This is a genomic window from Geodermatophilus sp. SYSU D00700 (assembly GCF_054050255.1).
Genome location: NZ_JBJGZA010000001.1, coordinates 216468 through 239068 on the forward strand (window position 1 = coordinate 216468; position 22601 = coordinate 239068).

The 22601-nt window shown below is 77.1% G+C and carries 15 protein-coding genes and 1 riboswitch; of the genes, 6 read left to right on the forward strand and 9 right to left on the reverse strand.

Translation table 11 applies throughout. From position 1 onward, the window contains the following. Window positions 1-38: 38 nt before the first annotated feature. A riboswitch (cyclic di-AMP (ydaO/yuaA leader) is annotated at window positions 39-199 on the reverse strand. Between the two features lie 151 nt (window positions 200-350). Further along, window positions 351-1172 carry a hypothetical protein gene (locus tag ACI79V_RS01045; protein ID WP_456886020.1) on the reverse strand — a complete coding sequence of 274 codons (822 nt, stop codon included), beginning with the start codon at window positions 1170-1172 and terminating at the stop codon, window positions 351-353. A 360-nt stretch (window positions 1173-1532) separates the two neighbouring features. Here ACI79V_RS01045 and ACI79V_RS01050 point away from each other — a divergent pair, with 360 nt between their 5' ends. Beyond that, window positions 1533-2690 carry an LLM class flavin-dependent oxidoreductase gene (locus ACI79V_RS01050; protein ID WP_456886022.1) on the forward strand — a complete coding sequence of 386 codons (1158 nt, stop codon included), beginning with the start codon at window positions 1533-1535 and terminating at the stop codon, window positions 2688-2690. After that, entirely contained in the window at window positions 2687-3310 is a 624-nt protein-coding gene (locus ACI79V_RS01055; protein ID WP_456886024.1) for an FMN reductase, read from the forward strand. The genes ACI79V_RS01050 and ACI79V_RS01055 overlap by 4 nt, the downstream gene beginning before the upstream one ends. A 61-nt stretch (window positions 3311-3371) precedes the next feature. Here ACI79V_RS01055 and ACI79V_RS01060 read toward each other — a convergent pair whose 3' ends face one another. The 4 genes from ACI79V_RS01060 to ACI79V_RS01075 form a co-directional block, all read right to left on the reverse strand. Next, window positions 3372-4946, reverse strand: a complete 1575-nt coding sequence (locus ACI79V_RS01060; RefSeq protein ID WP_456886026.1) for an FMN-binding glutamate synthase family protein — start codon at window positions 4944-4946, stop codon at window positions 3372-3374. 88 nt (window positions 4947-5034) lie between these two features. Further along, window positions 5035-6492, reverse strand: a complete 1458-nt coding sequence (locus tag ACI79V_RS01065) for a GntP family permease (RefSeq protein WP_456886028.1) — start codon at window positions 6490-6492, stop codon at window positions 5035-5037. A gap of 18 nt (window positions 6493-6510) precedes the next feature. Further along, a complete protein-coding gene (locus ACI79V_RS01070; protein WP_456886030.1) occupies window positions 6511-8061 on the reverse strand; it encodes a gluconokinase in 1551 nt (516 codons plus the stop codon). A 39-nt stretch (window positions 8062-8100) separates the two neighbouring features. Continuing rightward, window positions 8101-9432, reverse strand: coding sequence for an MFS transporter (locus tag ACI79V_RS01075; RefSeq protein ID WP_456886032.1), 1332 nt, complete (start codon window positions 9430-9432; stop codon window positions 8101-8103). Window positions 9433-9555: 123 nt separating this feature from the next. On the opposite strand from ACI79V_RS01075, the gene ACI79V_RS01080 reads away from it, so the two are divergent. From ACI79V_RS01080 to ACI79V_RS01090, 3 genes are all read left to right on the forward strand, one after another. Beyond that, on the forward strand, window positions 9556-10185 hold the full coding sequence (locus ACI79V_RS01080; protein ID WP_456886034.1) for a TetR/AcrR family transcriptional regulator: 630 nt from the start codon (window positions 9556-9558) through the stop codon (window positions 10183-10185). A gap of 85 nt (window positions 10186-10270) precedes the next feature. Next, window positions 10271-12142 carry a hypothetical protein gene (locus ACI79V_RS01085; protein WP_456886036.1) on the forward strand — a complete coding sequence of 624 codons (1872 nt, stop codon included), beginning with the start codon at window positions 10271-10273 and terminating at the stop codon, window positions 12140-12142. After that, entirely contained in the window at window positions 12139-13323 is a 1185-nt protein-coding gene (locus ACI79V_RS01090) for an acyltransferase family protein (RefSeq protein ID WP_456886038.1), read from the forward strand. The genes ACI79V_RS01085 and ACI79V_RS01090 overlap by 4 nt, the downstream gene beginning before the upstream one ends. A gap of 6 nt (window positions 13324-13329) precedes the next feature. Here the strand turns inward: ACI79V_RS01090 and ACI79V_RS01095 are convergent, their stop codons facing one another. The 3 genes from ACI79V_RS01095 to ACI79V_RS01105 all read right to left on the reverse strand — a co-directional run bounded on the left by ACI79V_RS01095 (window position 13330) and on the right by ACI79V_RS01105 (window position 19476). Next, window positions 13330-17550, reverse strand: a complete 4221-nt coding sequence (locus tag ACI79V_RS01095) for an alpha-(1->3)-arabinofuranosyltransferase domain-containing protein (protein WP_456886040.1) — start codon at window positions 17548-17550, stop codon at window positions 13330-13332. 34 nt (window positions 17551-17584) lie between these two features. Next, window positions 17585-18565, reverse strand: a complete 981-nt coding sequence (locus tag ACI79V_RS01100; RefSeq protein ID WP_456886042.1) for a DUF3068 domain-containing protein — start codon at window positions 18563-18565, stop codon at window positions 17585-17587. 179 nt (window positions 18566-18744) lie between these two features. Next, entirely contained in the window at window positions 18745-19476 is a 732-nt protein-coding gene (locus ACI79V_RS01105) for a class I SAM-dependent methyltransferase (RefSeq protein WP_456886044.1), read from the reverse strand. 71 nt (window positions 19477-19547) lie between these two features. Here ACI79V_RS01105 and ACI79V_RS01110 point away from each other — a divergent pair, with 71 nt between their 5' ends. Then, window positions 19548-20945, forward strand: coding sequence for a glycosyltransferase family 4 protein (locus tag ACI79V_RS01110; protein WP_456886046.1), 1398 nt, complete (start codon window positions 19548-19550; stop codon window positions 20943-20945). Here ACI79V_RS01110 and ACI79V_RS01115 read toward each other — a convergent pair. Next, on the reverse strand, window positions 20837-22594 hold the full coding sequence (locus tag ACI79V_RS01115; RefSeq protein WP_456886048.1) for a hypothetical protein: 1758 nt from the start codon (window positions 22592-22594) through the stop codon (window positions 20837-20839). The genes ACI79V_RS01110 and ACI79V_RS01115 overlap by 109 nt on opposite strands. Window positions 22595-22601: the final 7 nt, after the last annotated feature.

A 22601-nucleotide genomic window follows, 5' to 3' on the forward strand; every position in this document is an offset into this window, starting at 1 on the left:
CCGCGGGGGCCCGGAGGCGGGGCATGCGGAGGCTCTCCGTTTCTTCCGTGAGCCGCCTACCGAGTTAGCTGACGGGTTCGGGCGGGAAGCAGCCCTACACCCCCGCGAGCAGAGCTCGACGGGTGCGATTCACCCCAGTACTGCGGTGGGTCCCCGGCTCGCGTCCACGGGTGCGGACACGACTCGGCGGCGTCCGGCCAGGCTCCCCGGACGGGGAGAGACGACCGACCGGACGCCCGCCACCGTAGACACCGTTACCGGTCCGTGACAACACGGGGCCGGAGGGACCGGCGGGACGGGTGTGACCCGCCGGCCCCCCGGGCAGCTGCCCGCGCCGGTGTCGCTGCTGGTCAGGAGGCCGCGGCGACCTGGGGCCGGTCCGTGTCGCGCAACACAGTGACCTGCGACGCATCGGCAGCGGCGACCGGCTCCCGCGCGGCGCCCGCCGCGGCTTCCCCGACGGTCTCGGCCGCCTCGCGACGCTCGGCGAGGACGGGGACGTCGTCGGGCAGCACGCCGGTGATCACCGCCAGCGCCCGGTCGATCTGCCCGGTCAGCCCGAGCAGCCACTCGCGCGCCTGGTCGCGCTCGTCGCGCAGCGGCGCGAGCTCGGCCTCGGCGACCCGCCGGCGCTCAGCCGCCTCGGCGTCGGCGCGGGCGCGGACCTCTGCCGCCTCCCGGTCCAGGCGCTCGCGCACCGCGGCCGCCGCGCGGTCCAGCCGGGCGCGCTCCTCGGCCGCCCCCCGGCCCAGCTCCGCCGCCTCGCGGCGGGCCGCCTCGAGCACCGCCGCGGCCTCGCTGCGGGTCTGCTCGCGCAGGGCGATGACCGCCTCGCGCATCTCGGCGACCCCGCTCAGCCGCGCCTCGGCCTCGGTGCGGGCCTCCTCGACCACGCGCCGCGCTTCCTCCTCGGCGGCGGCGGTCCGGGCTGCCGCCTCGGCCTCGGCCCGGCGGACCAGTTCCAGCGCCTCGTCCGGCCCCGGCAGCGACTGCCGCTCGCGGACGAGCGCGGCCAGCCGGCGCCGGGCGTTCTGCAGCTCGGCCGAGGCGGCGGCGTAGCGGCTGAGCAGGTGGTCGTTCTCCCGGCGCAGGACGAGGACCTCGGTCTCCGCCCAGTTCACGTAGTCGTCGACCTGCGCGCGGTCGTAGCCGCGGACCGCCCCGGTGAACACCGGCCCGGTCCCCAGCAGGCCGTCGAGTCCGCCCGACGGCGGCCGCCCCCCGGTGCCGTCCCCCGGCGCTCCGGTCTGAGCGCCTCCCCCTGCCCGCTGCGACATCCCGGTCCCCCTCGGTCCGCCGTGCCGGTCCGGACTCCCCGGCCGGCCGTCGGGGTGATCACGATCCCACCCCGGATACCCACCGGCCGGGCGCCGACAGGGGGGCGCGGGGCCCGCCGGAGTGGGATCGCCGGGACGTGCCGGATCCGTCACCGAGCGCAGTCATTGCATCTCAGCACGGTCACGAGACCCTGGGAATGGACGCGGGGGCGCCGCCGTTGGACGGGCCGTAGCAGTAGTTGCACTCTCAACCACATGGAGCACGAGATGCAGTTCGGCGTCTTCTCGGTCAGCGACATCACGACCGATCCGACGACGGGCCGCACGCCGAGCGAGGCGGAGCGGATCCGGGCGATCGTCACGATCGCGAAGAAGGCCGAGGAGGTCGGCCTGGACGTCTTCGCCCTCGGCGAGCACCACAACCCGCCGTTCTTCTCCTCGTCGCCGACGACGACCCTCGCCTACGTCGCGGCGCAGACCTCGCGGCTGCAGCTGTCGACGGCGACCACCCTGATCACCACGAACGACCCGGTGAAGATCGCCGAGGACTACGCGATGCTGCAGCACCTGGCCGGCGGCCGCGTCGACCTGATGATGGGCCGCGGCAACACCGGCCCGGTCTACCCCTGGTTCGGCCAGGACATCCGCGACGGGCTGCCGCTGGCGGTGGAGAACTACGCGCTGCTGCGCCGGCTGTGGGACGAGGACGTCGTCGACTGGCAGGGGCGGTTCCGCACCCCGCTGCAGGGCTTCACCTCGACGCCCCGCCCGCTGGACGGCGTCCCGCCGTTCGTGTGGCACGGCTCGATCCGCAGCCCCCAGATCGCCGAGCAGGCCGCGTACTACGGCGACGGCTTCTTCCACAACCACATCTTCTGGCCGAAGGAGCACACCCAGCGGATGGTCGAGTTCTACCGCCGCCGCTTCGAGCACCACGGCCACGGTGCCGCCGACCAGGCGATCGTCGGCCTCGGCGGTCAGGTGTTCATGCGCAAGAACTCGCAGGACGCCGTGGACGAGTTCCGGCCCTACTTCGACAACGCGCCGGTCTACGGCCACGGCCCCTCCCTGGAGGACTTCTCCCGCGAGACGCCGCTGACCGTCGGCTCCCCGCAGCAGGTCATCGAGCGGACCCTCGGCTTCCGCGACTACGTCGGCGACTACCAGCGGCAGCTGTTCCTCGTCGACCACGCCGGGCTGCCGCTGAAGACCGTCCTCGAGCAGCTCGACATCCTCGGCGAGGAGGTCGTGCCGGTGCTGCGCCGCGAGTTCGCCGCGCTCAAGCCCGCGCACGTGCCCGACGCGCCGACCCACGCGTCGCTGGTCGCCGCCCGCGGCGGCGCGCAGGACTCCACCGTGTACGCCGCGGGTGACGACGTCACCGGCCAGGTCCAGGAGGAGGTCTCCGCATGACCACCCGCACCCTCGCCGTCGTCAGCGCCGGCCTGTCGACGCCGTCGTCGACCCGGCTGCTGGCCGACCGGCTGACCGCCGCCACCGTCGACGCGCTGCGCGAGCGGGGCGAGGACGCCGTCGTCGAGGTCGTGGAGCTGCGCGAGCACGCCCGCGACCTGGCCGACGCCTTCGTCACCGGCTTCCCCGACTCGGCGCTGCGCGCGGCGATCGACACGGTCACCGGCGCCGACGCGGTGATCGCGGTGACCCCGGTGTTCACCGCCTCCTACAGCGGGCTGTTCAAGTCCTTCGCCGACGTGCTGGACACGGACGCGCTGACCGGGAAGCCGGTGCTGCTGGGCGCCACCGCCGGCACCGCGCGGCACTCGCTGGTGCTCGAGCACGCGATGCGGCCGCTGTTCGCCTACCTGCGGGCGGTGACCGTGCCGACGGCGGTGTTCGCGGCGAGCGAGGACTGGGCCGGCGGCGACGGCGTCAGCGGCGAGCTGGCAGCGCGGATCACGCGTGCGGCGGGTGAGCTGGCCGACGTCGTCACCGGCCGGCCGGCCACGGCCCGCCCGGTCGACCCCTTCGCCGACGTCCCCGACTTCGAACAGCTCCTCCGCGGCGAGGCATAGCGGAAGGACCCTCCTGCCCCCACCGCTCGCAGGCTCGCGGCGGGCCCCTGCAGGAGGGCCGTCAGCGGACGGCGTCCTCCGAGGGGGGCGCCGTCCCGCCCTGGGGCGCCTCGGCGGTCATGAGCGCGATGGTCTCCGCGCGGTCGGCCGCCGAGGGCAGGCCCCAGCCGGGCTCGTAGCCGTAGACCTCGGCCAGCGGGGTCGACGCCGACCGCCCGGTGAGCACCTCCACCGACGAGGTGTCGATCAGTCCCGGGTGCTCGACGCCGCACGCCTCGGCCACCTTGAGCAGGTCCCGCCGCAGGGTGGCGACGTAGTTGGCCAGCCGCACCGACTTCAGCGCCGGGTCCAGCCCGTGGGCGAGCCAGGCGTTCTGGGTGGCCACCCCGGTCGGGCAGGTGTCGGTGTGGCACTTCTGCGCCTGGATGCAGCCGATGGCCAGCATCGCCTCGCGGGCGATGTTCACCATGTCGCAGCCGAGGGCGAAGGCCACGACCGCGTTGTCGGGCAGGCCGAGCTTGCCCGCGCCGACGAAGGTCACCTGGTCGGTGAGGCCGCGCCGGGCGAAGGTCGAGTACACCCGCGCGAACCCGAGCTGGAAGGGCAGCGACACCGAGTCGGTGAAGATCAGCGGCGCGGCGCCGGTGCCGCCCTCGCCGCCGTCGACGGTCACGAAGTCCACCCCGCGGCCGGTGGTGGCCATGAGCTCGGTGAGCTCGTCCCAGAAGGCCATGTCGCCGACGGCGGACTTGATCCCCACCGGCAGCCCGGTCTCGGCGGCGAGCAGCTCCACCCAGTCGAGCAGGCTGTCGGTGTCGGTGAACTCCGCGTGCCGGGACGGGCTGACGCAGTCGACCCCCTCGGGCACCCCGCGGGCCGCGGCGATCTCGGCCGACACCTTGGCCCCCGGCAGCACCCCGCCGAGGCCGGGCTTGGCGCCCTGGCTGAGCTTGACCTCCAGCGCCCGCACCGGGGCCCCCGCCACCAGGTCCTGCAGCCGTTGCAGGTCGAAGCGGCCGCGCTCGTCCCGGCACCCGAAGTAGGCGGTGCCGATCTGGAACACCAGCTCGCCGCCGTGGCGGTGGTGCACCGACAGGCCGCCCTCCCCCGTGTTGTGCATGCACCCCGCGAGCGCCGCGCCGCGGTTGAGCGCCTCGACCGCCGCCCCGGACAGCGACCCGAAGCTCATCGCCGACACGTTGACCACCGACGGCGGCCGGAAGGCCTGCCGCCGTCCGCGCGGGCCGCCGAGCACCTTGGCCGAGGGCAGCGTGACGTCGGCCGCCGAGTGGGGGTGCGACGGCGGCACGGCGCGGCCGAAGGTGCGGTGGTTGATGACCGGGTAGCCGGCGGTGTACTCGAGGTCGTTGTCGGTGCCGAAGCCGAAGTAGTTGTTCTCCCCCTTGGCCGAGGCGTACACCCACCGGCGCTGGTCGCGCGTGAAGGGCCGCTCCTCGTTGTTGCCGGCGACCAGGTACTGCCGCAGCTCCGGGCCAAGCGCCTCCAGCAGGTAGCGCGCGTGCCCGATGACCGGGAAGTTGCGCAGCACGGTGTGCTCCCGCTGCAGCAGGTCCCGGGCGGCCACCGCCGCCACCGCGCCCAGTCCGGCCACCGCGGCCCGCGCCGCACTCCTCATGTCGCACCTCCGCTCGCGGTCAGGGCGCCATCCTGGCGCGGAACGGCGCCGTCCGCGCCAGGAGCGGCGCCACGGACCCCGAGTGGGGCTACAGGAACAGGCTGAGCAGGAACGCCAGCGCGAACCCGATCGACCCGAGCAGCGTCTCCATCACCGTCCACGTCTTCAGCGTCGTCTTCTCGTCCATCCGGAAGAACCGGCTGACCAGCCAGAAGCCCGAGTCGTTGACGTGGGAGAGCACGGTGGCGCCGGCCGCGATCGCGATGACGATCAGGGCCAGGTCGATCGAGGACAGCCCGTCGGAGGCCTCGACCACCGGGGCCAGGAGGCCGGCCGTGGTGGTGAGGGCGACCGTCGCCGACCCCTGCGCGACCCGCAGCAGGACGGAGACGACGAACGCGGCCACGATCACCGGTAGGCCGATGTCACCGAGGACGTCGGCCAGCGCCGTGCCGATCCCGCTGGCCCGCAGCACGCCGCCGAACATGCCGCCGGCGCCGGTGATGAGGATGATCGCGCAGACCGGACCCAGGGCGCTGTTGACGATCGACTCGACCTGGGCGCCGCTCTCCCCGCGCCGCCGGCCGAGGACCACGATCGCCACCAGCACGGTGATGAGCAGCGCGACCGGGGTGGCACCGAGCAGCTGGCCGGCCCGGACGAAGAACGAGGCCTCGTCCACCGCGCCCGCGGCGGCCAGCGTGGTCAGCCCGGTGTTGAGGAAGATCAGCACCAGCGGCAGCAGCAGGATGCCCACGACCGTGCCGAACCCGGGCGGGGCCGACCGGGTCGCGGTCTCCGTGCGCCGCCCGCCGGAGGCGCCCGCCGTCCCCGGCGCCGTGCCGGCGACCGTCGGCTCGGGAGCGGCCGGCGTGCCGGGCTCGTCCTCGGCGGGCGGGACCGCGATGTCGTACCGCCGGCCGGCCCACAGGCCGAACAGGTAGCCGCCGAGGTACCAGGTGGGCAGGCCGATGAGCAGCCCGAACACCAGGGTCAGGCCGATGTCGGCGCCGACGAGCTCGGCAGCCGCGACCGGCCCGGGGTGCGGCGGGACGAAGGCGTGCATGACCGCGAAGGCGCCGGCGACCGGCAGGCCGTAGGTGAGCAGCGAGCCCCCGAGGCGACGGGCGACGGTGAACACGATCGGCAGGAAGACGACCAGCCCGGCGTCGAAGAAGATCGGGAAGCCGAACAGCAGCGCGGCCACGCCCAGGGCCAGCGGTGCGCGCTTCTCGCCGAACCGGCCGATGAGGCTGTCGGCGAGCACCTGCGCGCCGCCGCTGTGCTCGAGCAGCCGGCCGAGCATCGCGCCCAGGCCGACCAGCAGGGCGACGTTGGCCAGCGTGCCGCCGAACCCCTCGGTCAGGGTGGTGACGACGTCCTCGAGCGGGATCCGGGTGGCCAGCGCCGTCAGCAGGCTGACGAGGATCAGCGCCAGGAAGGCGTGCAGTTTGAGCTTCATGATGAGGAACAGCAGGACGGCCACCGCGGCGGCGGCGATGAGCAGCAGCGGGCCGACGCCCAGTACCGGTTCGACCTCGGGCATGGCAGTTCCCTCCTGGGTTCAGACGGGGTGCACCGTCGGGGTGTCGTCGAGGGTGTCGAGCGTGGTCAGGACCTCGGCCAGCGCGCGGGTGGACCGCTCGACCAGCGGACGCGTCCGGCGGTAGAGGTCCGCCGCGGCCGGGTCGGGCTGCACGGGGTCGGAGACGCCGATGAGCGCGGTCGCCTCGTCGAGGTCGGGCAGCGCGCCGACCGCGTGCAGGCCCAGCAGGGACGCGCCCAGGCCGGTGCCCTCGGGCGAGTCGGCCACCCGGACCGGCAGGTCGAGCGCGGCGGCCAGCGTCCGCACCCACAGCGACGAGGCCACCGCGCCGCCGGTGGCGCGCACCTCGGTGACCGGCAGGCCGGTGGCCGAGAACGCGTCCCGCACCAGTGCGAGCTGCTGGCACACCCCCTCGACCGCGGCCCGGACGAGGTGCGCCCGGCGGTGCTCACGGCGCAGGCCGACGTAGGCGCCGCGCAGCCCGGAGCGCCACCACGGCGCCCGCTCGCCGAGCAGGTAGGGCAGGCACAGCAGGCCCGCGCTGCCCGCCGGCACCTCCTCGGCCTCGGCCAGCAGCCGGGCGTCGAGGGCGTCGGCGTCCTCGCCCTCCGGCGCCGGCCCCTCCCCCGCGGCCAGCGCCTGCGCCGCCCAGCGCACCACCGACCCGCCGTTGTTCACCGCCCCGCCGACCACCCAGTGGTCGTCGGTGAGCGCGTAGCAGAACAGCCGGTGGGCGGGGTCGGCCGTGGGCTCGGGCACGACGACCCGCATGGCGCCGCTGGTGCCCAGCGACACCGCCGCCACCGACGGGCGGACCGCGCCGATGCCGAGGTTGGCCAGCACGCCGTCGGAGGCGCCGATGACCACCGGGGTGTCCCCGGGCAGCCCGGTCGCCGCGGCCACCTCCGGGCGCAGGCCCGGCAACACCGCCGTCGTCGGCAGCACCTCCCCCAGCTGGTCGGCGCGCACGCCGGCGACCTGCAGCGCCTCGGGGTCCCAGGAGCCGGTGCGGATGCCGTAGAGGCCGGTCGCCGAGGCGCACGCGCGGTCGAGCACCTGTGGCCCGCCGTGCAGCGCCGCGACGACGAGCTCCTTCACCCCGCCCCAGCGCGGCACCGCGGCCAGCCGGTCGGCGTCGTCGGCGCGCAGCCAGGCCAGCTTGAGCAGCGGGGACATCGCGTGCACCGGCGTGCCGGTGCGCTCGTGCAGCCCCGGCGCCCGGCCGTCGGCGCGCAGCGCGTCGGCGAACCCGGCGGCGCGGGCGTCGGCCCAGGTGACCACCGGGCCGAGCGGCCGGCCGTCGTCGTCCATGGGGACCAGGCCGTGCATCGCCGCCGACAGGCAGATCCCGACGACCCGGTCACCGCGGTCCCGGGCGGCGGCGCTCACGGCGGCCAGCGCCCGGACGGCGGCGTCGGCGAGGCGCCGCGCGTCGAGCTCGGCGCGGCCGGGCGCGGGCACCGACAGCGGGTAGCCGACGCTGACCAGGTCGCGGACCCGTCCGTCGGTGCCCGCGGTCACCGCCTTGGTGGCCGTCGTCCCGCTGTCCAGTCCGACCACGACGTCCATGCGGTGATCGTGCCGGGACCGACTCCCGGGCGCGAGAGGTCAGCGGGAGGCCGACGACCCGCGCAGCCGCGCGGTGACGGCGACACGCAGCGGCGCGAGGACCACGCCGCCGCGGGCCAGCCGCGCGCGCAGCACCCGGCGGTGGCGCAGCACGCCGACCAGGCCGATCGCCCAGAACAGGTACTGGACGGCGAACGCGGCGCGGAACGCGTCCAGGTCGTAGGCGGTCGAGGCGCCGGGGGTGAGCAGGTCGAGGACCGCCCCGATGGCCAGGATGGTCAGCAGCGAGGCCACGAACCCGCCGACGTTGACCACACCGCTGGCGCTGCCCTGCCGCTCGGCGGGGTTCCAGGTGCGGGCGAAGTCGAAGCCGATCATCGAGCCGGGGCCGTTGGTGCCGAGGACGACGACCAGCACGGCCAGCAGCCACAGCGGCGCGCGGCCCGGCCACAGCAGGACCACCGTCCAGGTGGTCGCCGTCAGGCCGAGGATGGTGAGCACCAGGACCGAGCGCCGCAGCGGCCACCGCCCGCACAGCCGGCCCAGCAGCGGCCCGACGGCCATGCCGACGACCACCAGCAGGCTGAGCAGCCCGGCCGCCGTCGCCGGGGAGAGCCCCTGGCCGACGACGAGGAAGGGATAGCCCCACAGCAGCGCGAACACGGTGCCGGAGAACTGGGTGACCAGGTGCGTGTAGAGGCCGATCCGGGTGCCGGGCTCGCGCCAGGTGAGCGTCAGGCTGCGGCGCACCTCGGCCAGCCCCGCGGCGCCGGGCGGCGGCGTCCCGGGCGGGGCGTCGCGCAGCGTGGTGAGCACCAGGACGGCGACGAGCACCCCGACCGCCGCGGCACCGACGAACGTGCTCTGCCAGCCGGCGGCGTGCAGCAGCGCCACCAGCGGATAGGCCGCCAGGATCTGCCCGACCTGGCCGAGGATGCCGGTGAGCTGGGTGACCAGCGGGACGGTGGGCCCGGGGAACCAGAGGCCGACCACCCGCAGCACGCTGATGAAGGTCATCGCGTCACCGGCGCCGACCAGCACCCGCGCGGCGACGGCGGTGGGGACGTCGGTGGCCAGCGCCAGCACCAGCTGGCCCGCGGCCATGGTCAGGCCGCCGGCGAGCAGCAGCCGGCGGGAGCCGAACCGGTCCAGCGCCACCCCGACCGGCACCTGCAGCCCGGCGTAGACGGCCAGCTGGAGCACGAGGAACAGCGAGACCGCCGAGGCGCCGGCGGAGAACCGCTCCTGGGCCTCCACGCCCGCGACGCCCAGGGAGGCGCGGTGGAAGACGGCGACGACGTAGGCGGCCAGCGCCGTGAGCCAGACGGCGTAGGCGCGCAGCGGCGCACGGGCGGGCGTCGGGGGCGTCACCCCGGTGACGACAGCGCCCGGCCGCCGGGTGTTCCCGGCCGCGCCCGTGAACCGCCTCACCGTGCCGCCCGCGCGGCGGTGTCGCCGGCCGTCCCGCCGGTCCGGCGGCCGTAGCATCCACCCGTGGACGCCCTGGTCTCGCCGGCCGACCTCACCGAGGACGACGCCGCCCGCCGGGTGCGCATCCTGCTCGCGCTGGCCACCTCCATGGCAGCCAAGGGCTACCGCGCCACGACGATCTCCGACATCGCCCGCGAGGGCCGGGTGTCCAAGACCGTCGTCTACGCGCACTTCCGCGACAAGGAGCACTGCCTCCTCGAGCTCTACACCCGCGCCACCGACAAGATGCTCGCCACCGTGCAGGCCGCCCAGGAGCACGCCGCCGCGGCGGGCCTGCCGTGGCGGGACCGGCTGCGGACGGCGGTGCGCGCCTACCTCGAGGTGCTGGCCGCCAACCCCGAGGTGGCGTGGGCGGCGCTGGTCGAGGTGCAGGCGGCCGGCCGGCCGGCGCTGGCCCTGCGGCGGCAGGTCATCGACCGCTACGTGGAGCTGATCTGCGGCGTCGCCGCCGACCTGGCCCGGCGGCACCCCGACGAGGTGCGCCCGGTCGACCGCGCGCTGGTGCTGGCCGCCGTCGGCGGGCTCAACGAGCTCATGCTCGCCCGCGTGGAGCGCGGGGAGGCCGCGGCGCTCGGCGACGACACCGACGTCGCCACCGAGGTGCTGGTCCAGCTGGTCGCCCACCGCGCCTGACGCCGGCTCCTCCCCCGGTGGGCTACCGGTCGGTAACCTGCCCCGCTTACCCTCTCCGAGACCTCGCTCACAGGATCGGAGTTCCATGGCTGCACCCGCGGACGTCGGCGCCCCCGCCGGAGGCCCGGCCGCCGGGGGGACACCGCCCGCCTCGTCCCGGCGCGCGGTCCTCCAGCTGAGCGTCGAGCGGGAGGCCCTGGTCCCGGCGGTCGCCGCGGTCCTCGTGGCCGTGCACCTGGCGGCGCGCGCGTGGACGGCGGCCGGCGGCTGGCTCACCCGACAGGACGTCCTGGCCGCGGCCGAGCTCATCGGCCTGACCGGCGAGGTCCCCGGCCCGCCCGGTGCGGCGGCGCTGGCCCGCGGCGTCGCCTCGGTCGCGCCCTACTCGTGGCCGGGGCTGGTCGCCCTGCTGGTGGTCGGCCAGCTCGTCGTCGACCTGCTGCTCTACCGGCTGCTGGTCGACCTGTTCGGGCGCCGGCCGGCCGTGCTGCTGCCCTTCACCGTGTACCTGGCCAGCTCGCTGCCCCTCGTCGGCGGCCTGTGGTGGAGCGCCGCGCTGGTGCAGCTGCCGCTCCAGCTGGTCCTGCTGACCGCGCTGGGCGCGCACGTGCGGTACCTGCGCACCCGCGCGCCCGGGCCGGCAGTGGTCGGCGGGCTGGCCGTCGCCGTCGGGCTGCTGTTCTCCGGGTGGGTGCTGCTGGTCCCGCTGCTGCTGGTGGTGGTCACCGCCCTGTGGGCGACGGCCGGCTCCGCGCGGGACAGGATGCGCGCGCTCGGCGCCGGGCCGGTCGCCTGGGCGGCGCAGGCGACCGGGGTGGTGGTCGGGCTGGTCGCGCGGAGCCTGGTCTCGGCCGGCCCGCTCGTCGACGCCGCCGTGTTCCGCGACGCGTCCGGCGGCCTGCCCGGCGAGCTGGCCCGGACGGTGCTGCCCGGGCTGGTCGGTGGTCCGTGGGTCTGGCGTCCCGTGGCGCTGCCGTTCGCGGTCCCGGCGCCGCCGGACGCGCTGGTGTGGGGCGCGGCGGCCGTGGTCGCGACCGTGGTCGCCGGCAGCGTCGTCCTCCGCCGCGGCGCGCTGCGCGCCTGGCTGGTGGCGGTGGCGACCGGTGGCGTCGTGCTGCTCGGCGAGGCGGCGTCCCCGGACCGCGCCGACGTCGTCGGCGGGCTGCCCACGGGCACGGTCCCGCCGGCCACCCTCGCGCTGGTCGCGGCGCTGGGCCTGGCCGCGGCGTTCCTGCCCGTCCGCGGCGCCCCGGCCGTGAACCGCCCACGCCGCGGCGCCGGGAGAGCCGCCGGGCGGGGGTCCGCCCGCCCGGCCCTGGGGGTCGCGGTGGCCGGCGCGCTCGCCGTCGGCTGGTTCCTCTCCACCGCCGGGTTCGGGCAGTTCTGGTCGGTGAACGCCACCCGCGACTACGTGGCCGAGGCGCGAGCCTCGGTGGGCGGCCAGCAGGCCCTCGTCCTCGCCGACACCCCGGTGCCCGAGGAGGTCCTGCCGGCGGCGCTGGAGCCGGCCAACCGGGCGTCGGTGGTGCTGTCGGGGCTGCCGGCCCAGCCGCACTTCCTGCAGGTCGGCGAGATCGGCTACCAGCTGGTGGTGCTCGACGACCGGGGCCGCGGGCAGCTCGCCGCGGTCGACCCGGTCAGCACGTCGGGGACCGGGCCCGCGCCCGACTGCGGCTGGCAGGTCGCGGCCGGCCCGGTGACCGTGCCGCTCCAGCGCCCGGTCCCCGAGGGCCGGTGGATCGTGCAGGTCGCCTACATCGCCGGCGCGGGCAACGCGATCACGGTGCAGGCCGGCGACACCCTCGGCGGCGCGCTGGTCGGCGGCGGGCTGCACGACCTCTACCTGCAGGTCGAGGGGCCGGTGGCGGAGCTCGTGGTGAGCGTGGACGACCCGCAGGTGCCGGTGTGCGTGGGCGCGGTGACGGTCGGCGTGCCCCGGCCGCTGGGCGGGGCGTGACCGCGGTGCGCTACCCCTGCCTCAACGGGCTGCGGGCGCTGGCCGCCCTCGCCGTCGTCACCACCCACGCCGCGTTCTGGGCCGGGTCCTACACGCCCGACCTCGGCGGGTACGCGCTGGCACGGCTCGACATCGGCGTCGCGGTGTTCTTCACCCTCTCGGGCTTCCTGCTGTCCCAGCCGCTGTTCCGGGCGGCCGCCGAGGGCCGCCCCGCCCCGCGGACCGGGGCCTACCTCTGGCGCCGGGCGCTGCGGATCCTCCCGGCGTACTGGCTGTGCGTCGCACTGGCACTGCTCTTCCTGCCGGGCAACCAGGGCACCACCGCCGGCGACTGGCTGCGCTTCCTCACCCTGACCCAGGTCTACGCGCGGGACTGGCACGCCGAGGGCCTCGACCACGCCTGGAGCCTGTGCACCGAGGTCGCCTTCTACCTGCTGCTGCCGCTGCTGGTCCGCGGCCTGGTCGCGGCCGGCGGCGGCGGATGGCGGCCGCGCCGGCTGTTCGCCGGTCTCGGCGTGCTCTCGCTGCTGGGCTTCGCGTGGAGCCTGTGGGCGGCGAGCGACCCACTGGTGCTCGGCTCCCTGACGCTGTGGCTGCCGGCCTACCTGTCGTGGTTCGCCGCCGGCATGGCCGTCGCCGTCCTGACCGTCTCCGCCCCCGACGGCGCGGCGGTCCGCCGGGTGCAGGTGCTCGCGTCGAGCCCGTGGACCTGCTGGGCCGGCGCCGCGGCGCTGTTCTGGGTGGCGTCGGGCCCGCTGACCGGCTCGGTGGAACTCGACCAGCCCCTCACCGGCGCCCAGGTCGTCGTCAAGCACGTGCTCTACACCGGCATCGCCGGCCTGGCGCTGCTGCCCCTGGTGTTCGGCGCGCAGACCGAGGGCCGCACCCGCCGGTTCCTCGCCTCCCGGCCGATGCACTGGGCCGGCGAGATCTCCTACGGCGTCTTCCTGTTCCACATGCTGCTGCTGGTCTCGTTCTGGGACCTGTTCGAGAGCCCCCTCCCGCTGGTGCTCGGTGGGACGCTCGCCGTGTCCGTCGCGGTGGCCGCGCTGTCCTACCGGCTGGTCGAGCGGCCGCTGGTCGAACGGCTGCGCTCGGTCGTCCCCGACCGACCGCCCGTGCGCGCCGCCGACCGGGTGATCGCCCGCGACGAGGACGAGGCGCAGGCGCTCGCTCCCTGAGCCCGCTCAGCGCGGGCGGCGCCCGGGCAGCCGGCCGGCCGCCCGGCGGAGGTCGGGAGCGGGCAGCACGGTGGCCGCCACGGCCGCGAGCGCGGCCACCGCGAGCACCTGCCGGACGGTGCCGGTGGCGGCGGGGACGGTGAACAGCAGGACGCCGGCGGCCGCCACGGCCCCTGCCGCGAGCCCACCCAGGACGGCGGACCGCCGCGCCCGGACCACGCCACCGGCGACCAGCACCGCCGCCGCCAGCAGACCCAGCCCGACGAGGCCGCCGACCAGGGCGGTGCCGGCGACCACGGCCGCGCCGACGACGGCGACCGCGCCGCGGGTGCGCCGGCCCGCCTCGACCGGCCGCGGGCGCCGGACGGGCAGCAGCGCGAGCACGGCGAGCAGCGCCACCGCGCCGGCACCGGCCGCCAGCGCGCCGCGGTAGGCCGCCCCGGGCGCGAACTCCAGCGACACCGTCCCCGCCGCGCCGGGCGGCAGCACGTAGCCCTGCTGCCAGCCGTCGACGACGACCGTCTCCAGGGCCGTGCCGTCCAGCGACGCCGTCCAGCCGGGGTTGGTGTTCTCCGGGACGACCAGCAGCGTGGCCTCGTCCCGCGCGGCCACCTCGACGGCGCGGTGCTCGGCGTCCCAGCGGGTCACGCGGGCGGCCTCGCGACTCCCCGGGGCGGTGGGTGCACCCGGGCCGGTCAGCGTCGCGGAGCGGACGGCGAGCACGTCGGTGCCGGTGGCGACCAGGCGGTGCTCGCCCGCGACCAGCGGCACCGGGACGCCGTCGCACAGCTCCAGGTCGAGGGCCCGCAGCTCACGCAGGGCACCGACGGTCGTCGTCACGGTCGTCCGGTGGGGCGCCCCGTCCACGGTGACCACCGGGCCCTCCCCGCACGGGACGGTGACGCGGGCGGCGGCATCGAGCGTGGTGGGCGCACCGCCGACCTCGAGCTCGCTGACCCCGACACCCAGCGGCGTGACGAAGCGGGTGGCGGGGTCGAGGGTCTGCAGCTCCAGCGGCAGCTCGAAGGACACCTCGAGCCGGTCGGTGGTCACCGGCGCGAAGCGGACGGCGCCGTCGTCGTCGAGGTCGAGGGTGCGCGGCAGCCCGCCCGCGGTGAGGGTGACCGCCGTCGGGAAGGACGCGGCCAGGCCCGGGGTCGTGACCACACGCAGCGAGTCGACGGTGCGCGGCTCGGGCCAGGCGAGCGTGAGGGTGGGTGCGTCGTCGTCCGCGGCCGCCCGCCAGGCGGTCGCCGGGTCGCCGTCGACGGCCGCCAGCGCGCTCGCGCGGGGGTCGGTCACCGCGGTGCTGCTCGCGGTGACACCGACGCCGACCCCGCCGGCCTCGGCGAGCAGGGCGTCCAGGGCCGGGCCCGGGCGCGGCGCGGCCGTGACCGCGAGCGCGGCCTCCCCCGCCGCGGTCGCGGTGAACGTGCGGTCGAGACCGACGCCCTCCTCGGCGCCTGCGGCGAGGACCGCGGCGCAGCGCGGGTCGCCGTCGGCGTCGGTCACGCAACCCGACGCCGCCCCGTGCGGGCCGAGCGCGTCGAACACCCAGGCGGTGACCTCGCCGTCGGGGGCCGGTGTCACGAGGGTGCGGGTGACGGTCACCCCCGGCAGCGCCACCTCGGCCAGCGCGAGCGCGGCGCCGGTGCCCGCGTCGACGCCCACGGTGAGGGTGCTGGTGCGGCCGGCGGGCAGCGGCAGGTCCTGCGGCTCGGCGGTGGCGCGCAGCGGCCGGGTGATGGTGCCGGTGTCGGTGGTGAGGCGGACCTCGGCGGGGGCGTCGTCGGCGGTGTCGGCGGACAGGGTGATCGTCACGCCGGCGGCGAGGAAGGGCCGGTCGGTGGTCAGCCGCCACTCCGCCGCACCCGCGCCGCCGACGACGTCGGCGGGCCGCCAGGCGGTGGAGACGTCGCCGTCGAGCGCCGCCCACGGGGAGGCGTCGGGGTGGGCGCCGCCGAGGTTGCCGGCGTCGGAGGCCGAGCTCGACGCGCCGGACGTGCCGCCCTCGTGGCGGACGACGGTCTCCGCGAGGACGGGGGCGGGCACCGCGTAGTCGCGGGCCGGGCCGGGGAGGCGGCGCGGGTCGTCGGCGGCGAGCGCGGCGGAGGTCGCCCGGGTGATCCGGCCGAAGCTGCGCTCCCGGCGGACCAGCGCGTCGCTGACCACCGTCGGACCCGCGCCCGCGGGTGCGGTGCCGGCCAGCACGGTGGGCCGCCCGGAGACCAGGCCGCGCTCCTCCAGGGCGAGCACGGCGTCGGGGCCGCCGGCCACCGTCACCGCGTCGGCCAGCGGAGCGGTCCACGCCCGCGGCGCCGGGTCCTCGACGGCGTAGACCTCCAGCGCCGGCGCGGGCTCCGCCAGGCCGGCGTCGAGGACGACGCCGTCGGTGTAGGGCAGCGCGGGCACGTCGGGCCCGAACGAGGCGACCGGCGTGATGCCCGGGGAGCTCCGCAGCGCCTGGCGCACCAGGACCGGCCGCGTGGACCCGGCCGCCCCCGTGTCGAGGTCGTTGCGCAGCACGAGGTGGGAGAAGCCGGCGCGGGCCAGGAAGCGGGTCAGCCCCGCCGAGCCCTCGCCGGTGGCGAGCTGGGCCTCGACGGCGTCGAGCACCCGGATGTGGCCCTCGGGGGTGAGCGGCACGGCGTTGCGGACGTCCCACGGCGAGTCCGCCAGCGGCTGCAGCGGCTCGTCCTGCGGGCTGCCCCACGCGTAGGTGCCGAACGACGAGCCGGGGACCAGCAGCGCCCGGCCGCCGGCCCGGTCGGCGGCGAGGAAGCCGGCCGCCTCCGCCCAGTAGCCGGGGACCTCCTCGAACCCGGTGGGTGGCGCCAGCCGTCCGGCCGCCGCCGGGGAGACCGTGGCGGCCAGGGCCAGGACGACGACGGCGAGGACCGCGCGGGCCAGCACGGTGCCCGGCCCCGGCCACCCCGCCGGCCAGGCCGGGAGCGCCGCGCACCCGCGGTCGGGGGCCCGCTCTCCCGCGCGGCGGGCCAGGACGGCGACCAGGTGCGCCAGCGCCAGCGCCAGCGGCAGCCGCAGGACCAGGTCGAACTTGTGCACGTTGCGCAGCGGCGCGAGCGGGCCGTCGAGCGCGGCGTTCAGCGGGCCGGCCAGCAGGCCGTCGACGGTCGCGAGGTGGCCGAGGGTGACCAGGGCGACGCCGGCGAGCACGCCGAGGACCAGCCAGGTGCGCTCGGGCAGGTCACGCCGGGTGAGGGACAGCAGGCCGGCGCCGGCGAGCACCAGCGTGCCGGTCGCGGGCAGCACGTCGACCACCAGCGACCACCCGGCCGGCCACAGCGGCCCGCTCGCGGTGCCCAGGTAGGCCACCCAGTGGTCGACCCCGCGCAGCACCGACAGCACGTCGGTCGGCGCGGTCGTGACGTCGGCGCTCTCGATGTAGTCGAGGAACGGCGGGCTGTACCGGCCGAGCAGCAGCAGCGGGCCGGCCCACCACGCGGTGGCCAGCGCGACCGCAACGGCCCACCAGGCGGCCAGCCGGCGCCGCAGCGGCCCGGCGGGGCGGGTGAGCAGCCACAGGACCGGCAGCGGCAGCACGGCGGCGGCGGCGACCGCGTTGACCCCGCCCGCGCAGAGCACCGCCAGCCCGGACACGGCCGCCGCCCGACGCGGCGAGCGGGCCGCGGCAGCGCCGACCAGCGGCACCAGCACCCACGGCGCGACGGCCATCGGCACCACCTCCACCGAGGTGGCGCCCAGCGCGGTGACCATCCGCGGGGCGAGGGCGTAGGCCAGCCCGCCGACCAGACCCGCGGCCGGGGTCCCGATGCTCAACCGCCGGGCCAGGACGACGACGCCGAGGAAGGCCGTGCACATCACCAGCGCCAGCCACAGCCGCTGCACGACCCACGCCGGCAGGCCCACCGCGTCGCCCAGGGCGGAGAACGGCCCCATCGGGAAGAGGTAGCCGTAGGCCTGGTTCTGCACCTGGCCGGCGAAGCCCTCGGGCTCCCACAGGTGCAGCGCCCGCCCGAGGAAGCCCCACGGGTCGACCGCGAGGTCGAGCTTGGTGTCGGCGATCACCCGCCCGGGTGACTGCGACAGCGCCAGCCCGAGCAGGGCCAGGCACACGACGCCCAGCCGCACCCGGTGCAGCAGCCGTCCCCCGCCCGCCTCCGGCGCGGGCGCCGTCGCCGCCCGGGACGCGACCGAGCCCGCCGGGAGGGTCCCGGCGGGCTCGGGGGCGAGCGTCGCGGTCACGGCTCCGGGAGCCGGCCGCGCGGGCCGATCGGCGTCACCGGGTCACGGTCACCGGCTCGGCCCGCTGGGGGGTGTCGGGGCCGGCGGACCGGTGGCCGCCCTGCCGGGAGCGGAGGAACAGGAGCACACCGGCGACGAGGAGCACGGCGCCCAGCCCGGCGAGGGCGAGCGGCAGGGTTCGCTGCACCAGCGTGATCTGGTCGCGGGTCTCGGCCGCGCCCTCGGCCGCGGTGCGCACCCCCTCCTCGGACGGGCCGAGGTCGGCGGCGAGGACGGTCACCCCGTCGTCGCCGGAGGGACCGCGGAGCACGGTGACCGGCTGCTCGACCGAGCGGACGATCTTGCCGCTGACCGGCTCGACGAGGATCTCCCGCTCGCTGCTGTAGACGACGTCGGCGGTGACGGTGTCGCCGGACGACTCGCCGGCCAGCGTCCCGGGGACCTCGACCTGGGAGATGACGGTCTCCGGGATCGACTGCACGAAGCGGTAGACCTCGACGCCCTCGACCTCGTCCTCGCCGTCGTAGCGGGCCGGGACCGCCTCCCGGACGCTGTTGTTCCACAGGTCGTAGTCGCGCTGCTCGGTGTCGAACGGGAAGGTGAGGGTCAGGCCCTCGATGTCGACCGGCTCGCCGTTGATCGACCGGGCGTCACAGCCGACGCTCGCAGCGGTGTCGCGGTCGAGGCAGTTGACGACCTCGGTGGGCGCGGTGACCAGCTCGCCGTCCTCGTCGGTGATGGCGGTGCCGTAGTTCCACACCGCGACGTCGTCGGAGGCCTCGTCGGCGGACGGGTCGCCCTGGACGGTCAGCCGCGCGGTGATCGGCCCCCGGACCTCCTGGAGCTCCCCGAGGTCGAGGTAGGTGGCCGCGTCGTCGCTCGCCTCGGACGTCGCCTCCTGGTCCAGCGGCAGGCTCACCAGCGCCGGCGCGAGGAACAGCCGGACGGCGAGGGCGGCACCGAGGCAGAGGCCTCCCAGGCCCAGGAGAACGAGCCCGAGGACACGTCGGCGCATGTGGAGGGACCTCCCGAGGCGTTGCGACGGCTCCTGCGGCGTCGCGGCGGCGTCACATTACTGTCGGGTAGGCCACACGCCAACTCCGGCCGGTCCCCGCGGGTACCGGTCCCCCGATCGGGTCGGTACCCGCCGTTATCGGCCCCGACGAACGAGCCGGTAACCGCCGTTACCAGCTGTCACGGGTCGTGACGGCGCAGCACCAGGACGACGTTCCACGACGCCACCTCGCGCAGCCCCGGCACGCGGGTGACCCACGCCGCCCACCAGGGGTGGTACCGCGGGAGGACGGCGAGCAGGTCGGCGTGAGGGCAGCGCCGCGCCCACCGCACCGCCGCCCCGGCCGAGACGGCGAACAGCGACTCGCCGTAGCGGTTCTTGGGCTCCCGACCGGTGCGGCGGCGGTAGCGGCGGCGGGCGCGGGCACCGCCCAGGTAGTGCCAGGGCGCGGTCTCGTGGCCACCCCACGGGGACAGCCACGGCGTGAACGACAGCAGGACCGTGCCGCCGGGCCTGGTCACCCGCACCATCTCCTCGGCCATCACCCACGGCCGCGCCACGTGCTCGAGGACGTTGGACGAGTAGCAGACGTCGACGGCGCCGGTGCGGACCGGCAGGGCCTCGCCGCTGCCGCGCAGGGTGCCCGGCTCGGGCGCGCCGCGCGCGGCCATCTCCCCGGCGTCGGGCTCGAGCCCCACGTAGGTCGCCCCGGCCGCGCGGAAGGCGCGGGCGAAGTAGCCCGGGCCGCCGCCGACGTCGAGGACGGTGGCGCCGGCGAGGTCGGTCCACCGCGCCAGCTGCCGCACGGAGTCATCGGCCAGCGCGCCGTAGAACGTGTCGGGGTCGGTCTGCTCGACCAGGAACGCGCGGAACAGGCGCACCGACCGTTCCAGAGTGGCGGTCCGGTCCATTCCGTGCTGTCTCCCTCTGTCGACCATTCGGGCGGCTGGAATGGCTGGTACGCGTCTGTATCGTGCCGCGGGTGATCCGCGTCTCCCGCCGCCGACGACCGCCGGCCGACGTCCTCTTCGTCAACTGGCGCGACGAGCGCCACCCCGAGGGCGGCGGGTCCGAACGGTACGTGCACCGCGTCGCCGAGGGCCTGGCGGCCGCCGGGCTGGACGTCGAGCTGTTCTGCGCGGCGCACGAGCGGGCGCCGCGCGAGGAGGTCGTCCGCGGCGTGCGGGTGGTCCGCCGCGGCGGGCGGCTGGCGGTCTACCCGCGGGCGCTGCTGCACGTGGCCCGGCGCCGGCCGCGGCTGGTCGTCGACGTGCAGAACGGGCTGCCGTTCTGCAGCCCGCTGGTCACCCGCGCGCCGGTGGTGGTGCTCGTCCACCACGTGCACCGCGAGCAGTGGCCGATCGTGTTCGGCCGGCTCGGCGGCGCCGTCGGCTGGTGGCTGGAGTCGCGGCTGGCCCCGTGGGTGTACCGGCGCTCCCGGTACGTGACGGTGTCGGACGCGACCCGCCGCGAGCTCGCCGGCCTCGGCGTGGCGCCCGCCCGGGTGACCGTCGTCCCCAACGGCGTCGAGCCGGCGCCGCCGGTGACGGTGGAGCGCTCGGCCGCTCCCCGGCTGGTGGTGCTGGGCCGGCTGGTGCCGCACAAGCGGGTCGAGCACGCGCTGGAGGTGCTGGCCCGGCTGGGCCGGCACCGGCCGGACCTGTCGCTGGCGGTCGTCGGGGAGGGCTGGTGGGACGAGCGGCTGCGCGCCGAGGCCGCGCGGCTCGGCGTCGCCCACCGGGTGGAGTTCCACGGCTTCCTCGGCGAGGAGGCCAAGCACGCCGAGCTCGCGCGCGCCTGGGTGCACCTGTGCCCCTCGGTCAAGGAGGGCTGGGGGCTGGTGGTCACCGAGGCAGGTGCCCACCGGACGCCGACGGTGGGCTACCGCTCGGCCGGCGGGCTCACCGAGTCGGTGCTCGACGGCCGCACGGGCCTGCTCGCCGACGACCTCGACGGGCTGACGGCGGCGGTGGAGCGGCTGCTCGACGACGCGCCCGCGCGGGCGGCCATGGGCGCGGCCGCGGCCCGCCACGCCGCCGGGCTGGACTGGGGGTCGAGCGTGCGGGGCTGGGGTGCGGTGCTGGCGTCCGCGCGGGCGGACGCCGGCACCGGGTCAGCCGCGGGTGCCGTAGTCGAGGACGTCGACCGGCTGCTGGTCGCTCTGCTCGACCGCGGAGGTGTCGGGGTCGACCACGGCGGTCACGCCCGCGACGGCGGCGGCACCGACACCGGCGCCGGCGCCGAGGGACAGCAGGACGGCCAGGAGGGTCTTCACGCGGCGACTCGATTCTCCGGGGGACGGCGACGCAGCGGGACCATAGACGCCGCGAGCGTGATCCACAACGCGGCACCCGCCACCGCGCCCAGCGCGGCGCCGTGAGCCAGCAGCACCGCCGCGGTCCGGAGCGCGCCGGGCCGCGGTCCCTCGACCGCGCCGGGCACGCGGTACAGCCGCAGCTCCGAGCCGTCGACGACCAGCGGCAGGGCGGTCACCGCCGCGGGCACCGGCGGGCCGGGCGTGCCGAGCTCGACCAGCACCCAGCCCACGCCGAGCCGGGCCAGCCGGTCGGGGTCCCCGGCGGCGGGGAGCACCCCCGCCGCGCGGGGGTCCTCGCCGCGCACGGGCGCGCCGTCGACGACCAGCGTGCCGTCGGCGACCACCGGCCGGGTCAGCCAGCGTGCGGCCGGGTCGAGCTGCGTGCGGCCGTCGTTCCAGGCGAAGGCGCGGTAGGCGCCGGCCGGGAGGACCAGCACGTCGCCCGGCGCGCCGTCGTCGGCCAGCACCTCGCGGACGGTCTGCCACTCCCCCGGCCAGGCGGCCGGCTGCAACCGGCCGCCGACGCCCCAGGCCAGGTCGGGGACGGCGACCAGCGGCAGCAGCAGCGCCAGCCCGGCTGCCGCCGCGGCGGCGGCGCGGGGCAGCACCGTGCCGGCGGCCGCGACCGCGCGGCGGGCGCCGAGCCCGGCGCCGACGGCCAGCGGCAGCGCCCACCAGGCGGCCCACTTCTGCCCGTCGCGCAGCAGGCCCGCGCCCGGCACCCCGGCGACGGCCGCCTCGAGCAGTGCCGCAGCGCCCGGCAGCACCCCGGCGAGGGCGAGCAGCAGGCCCGCGGCGCCGAGCGCGAGCAGCCGGGTGCCGGCGCCGCGGCGCGCACCGCGGCCAGCCCAGCCGGCGACGGCGAGCCCGAGCAGCAGCGCGGTGACCAGCGGGACCAGCGCCGACGTCCGGCTGTCGGGGACCGCCGCGCCGTTCCAGACACCGCCGGTGCCGAGCACCGCGCCCACCGCGCCCGCCCAGTTCTCGCCGCGCGCGGCGAAGGCGGCCACCCCGGCCGGGTCGGAGGTGCCACCGGCGGGGCTGAGCGCCCCGGCGACCACCCAGGGCGCCGACAGCAGCGCCACGGCACCCAGCCCGGCGGGCGCGCGCCGCAGGCCGGTGCCGGCGAGGACCGCGCCGGCAGCCAGCAGGCTGCTGGTGGGGGTGAGCGCCGCGGGCGCGACGGCGAGCACCAGCCGCGGCCACGCCCGCGGCTCGCCGGCGCGCAGCCGCAGGCCGGCCCGCACGATCCAGGGCAGCGCCGCCCAGCCGACCAGCAGCGCCCAGTGGCCGAGGAGCAGCCGCTCGGCCAGGTAGGGGCTCCAGCCGTAGACCAGCCCGGCGACCGCCCCGGCCAGTCCGCGCCGGCCGTCGGGCCCCGGGGGCACCAGCCGGGCGGCACCGAGCACCGCCGCGGCGACGGTCAGCAGCAGCACCGCCTTCTGCACCAGGTCCCCGGGGACGACGGCGGTGAGCAGCCCCATCGCGCCGTCGACCGGGACCGCCCGCGGCAGCGAGCCGCCCAGCCCGAGGGCGTCGAGGTCGAGGTCCTGGCGGGGCACCGAGACCATGTCGACGAGGTTCACGTGGCCGGGGGCCAGCGCCGGCGCCGTCACCAGCACGGCGACGACCACGGCGAGCACCCGGGCCGGCCACGGCGAGCGGTCGGGGGCGACGGCGGAGTCCACGGAGCCGTCGAAGGCGCCCGTCACGCGTCCT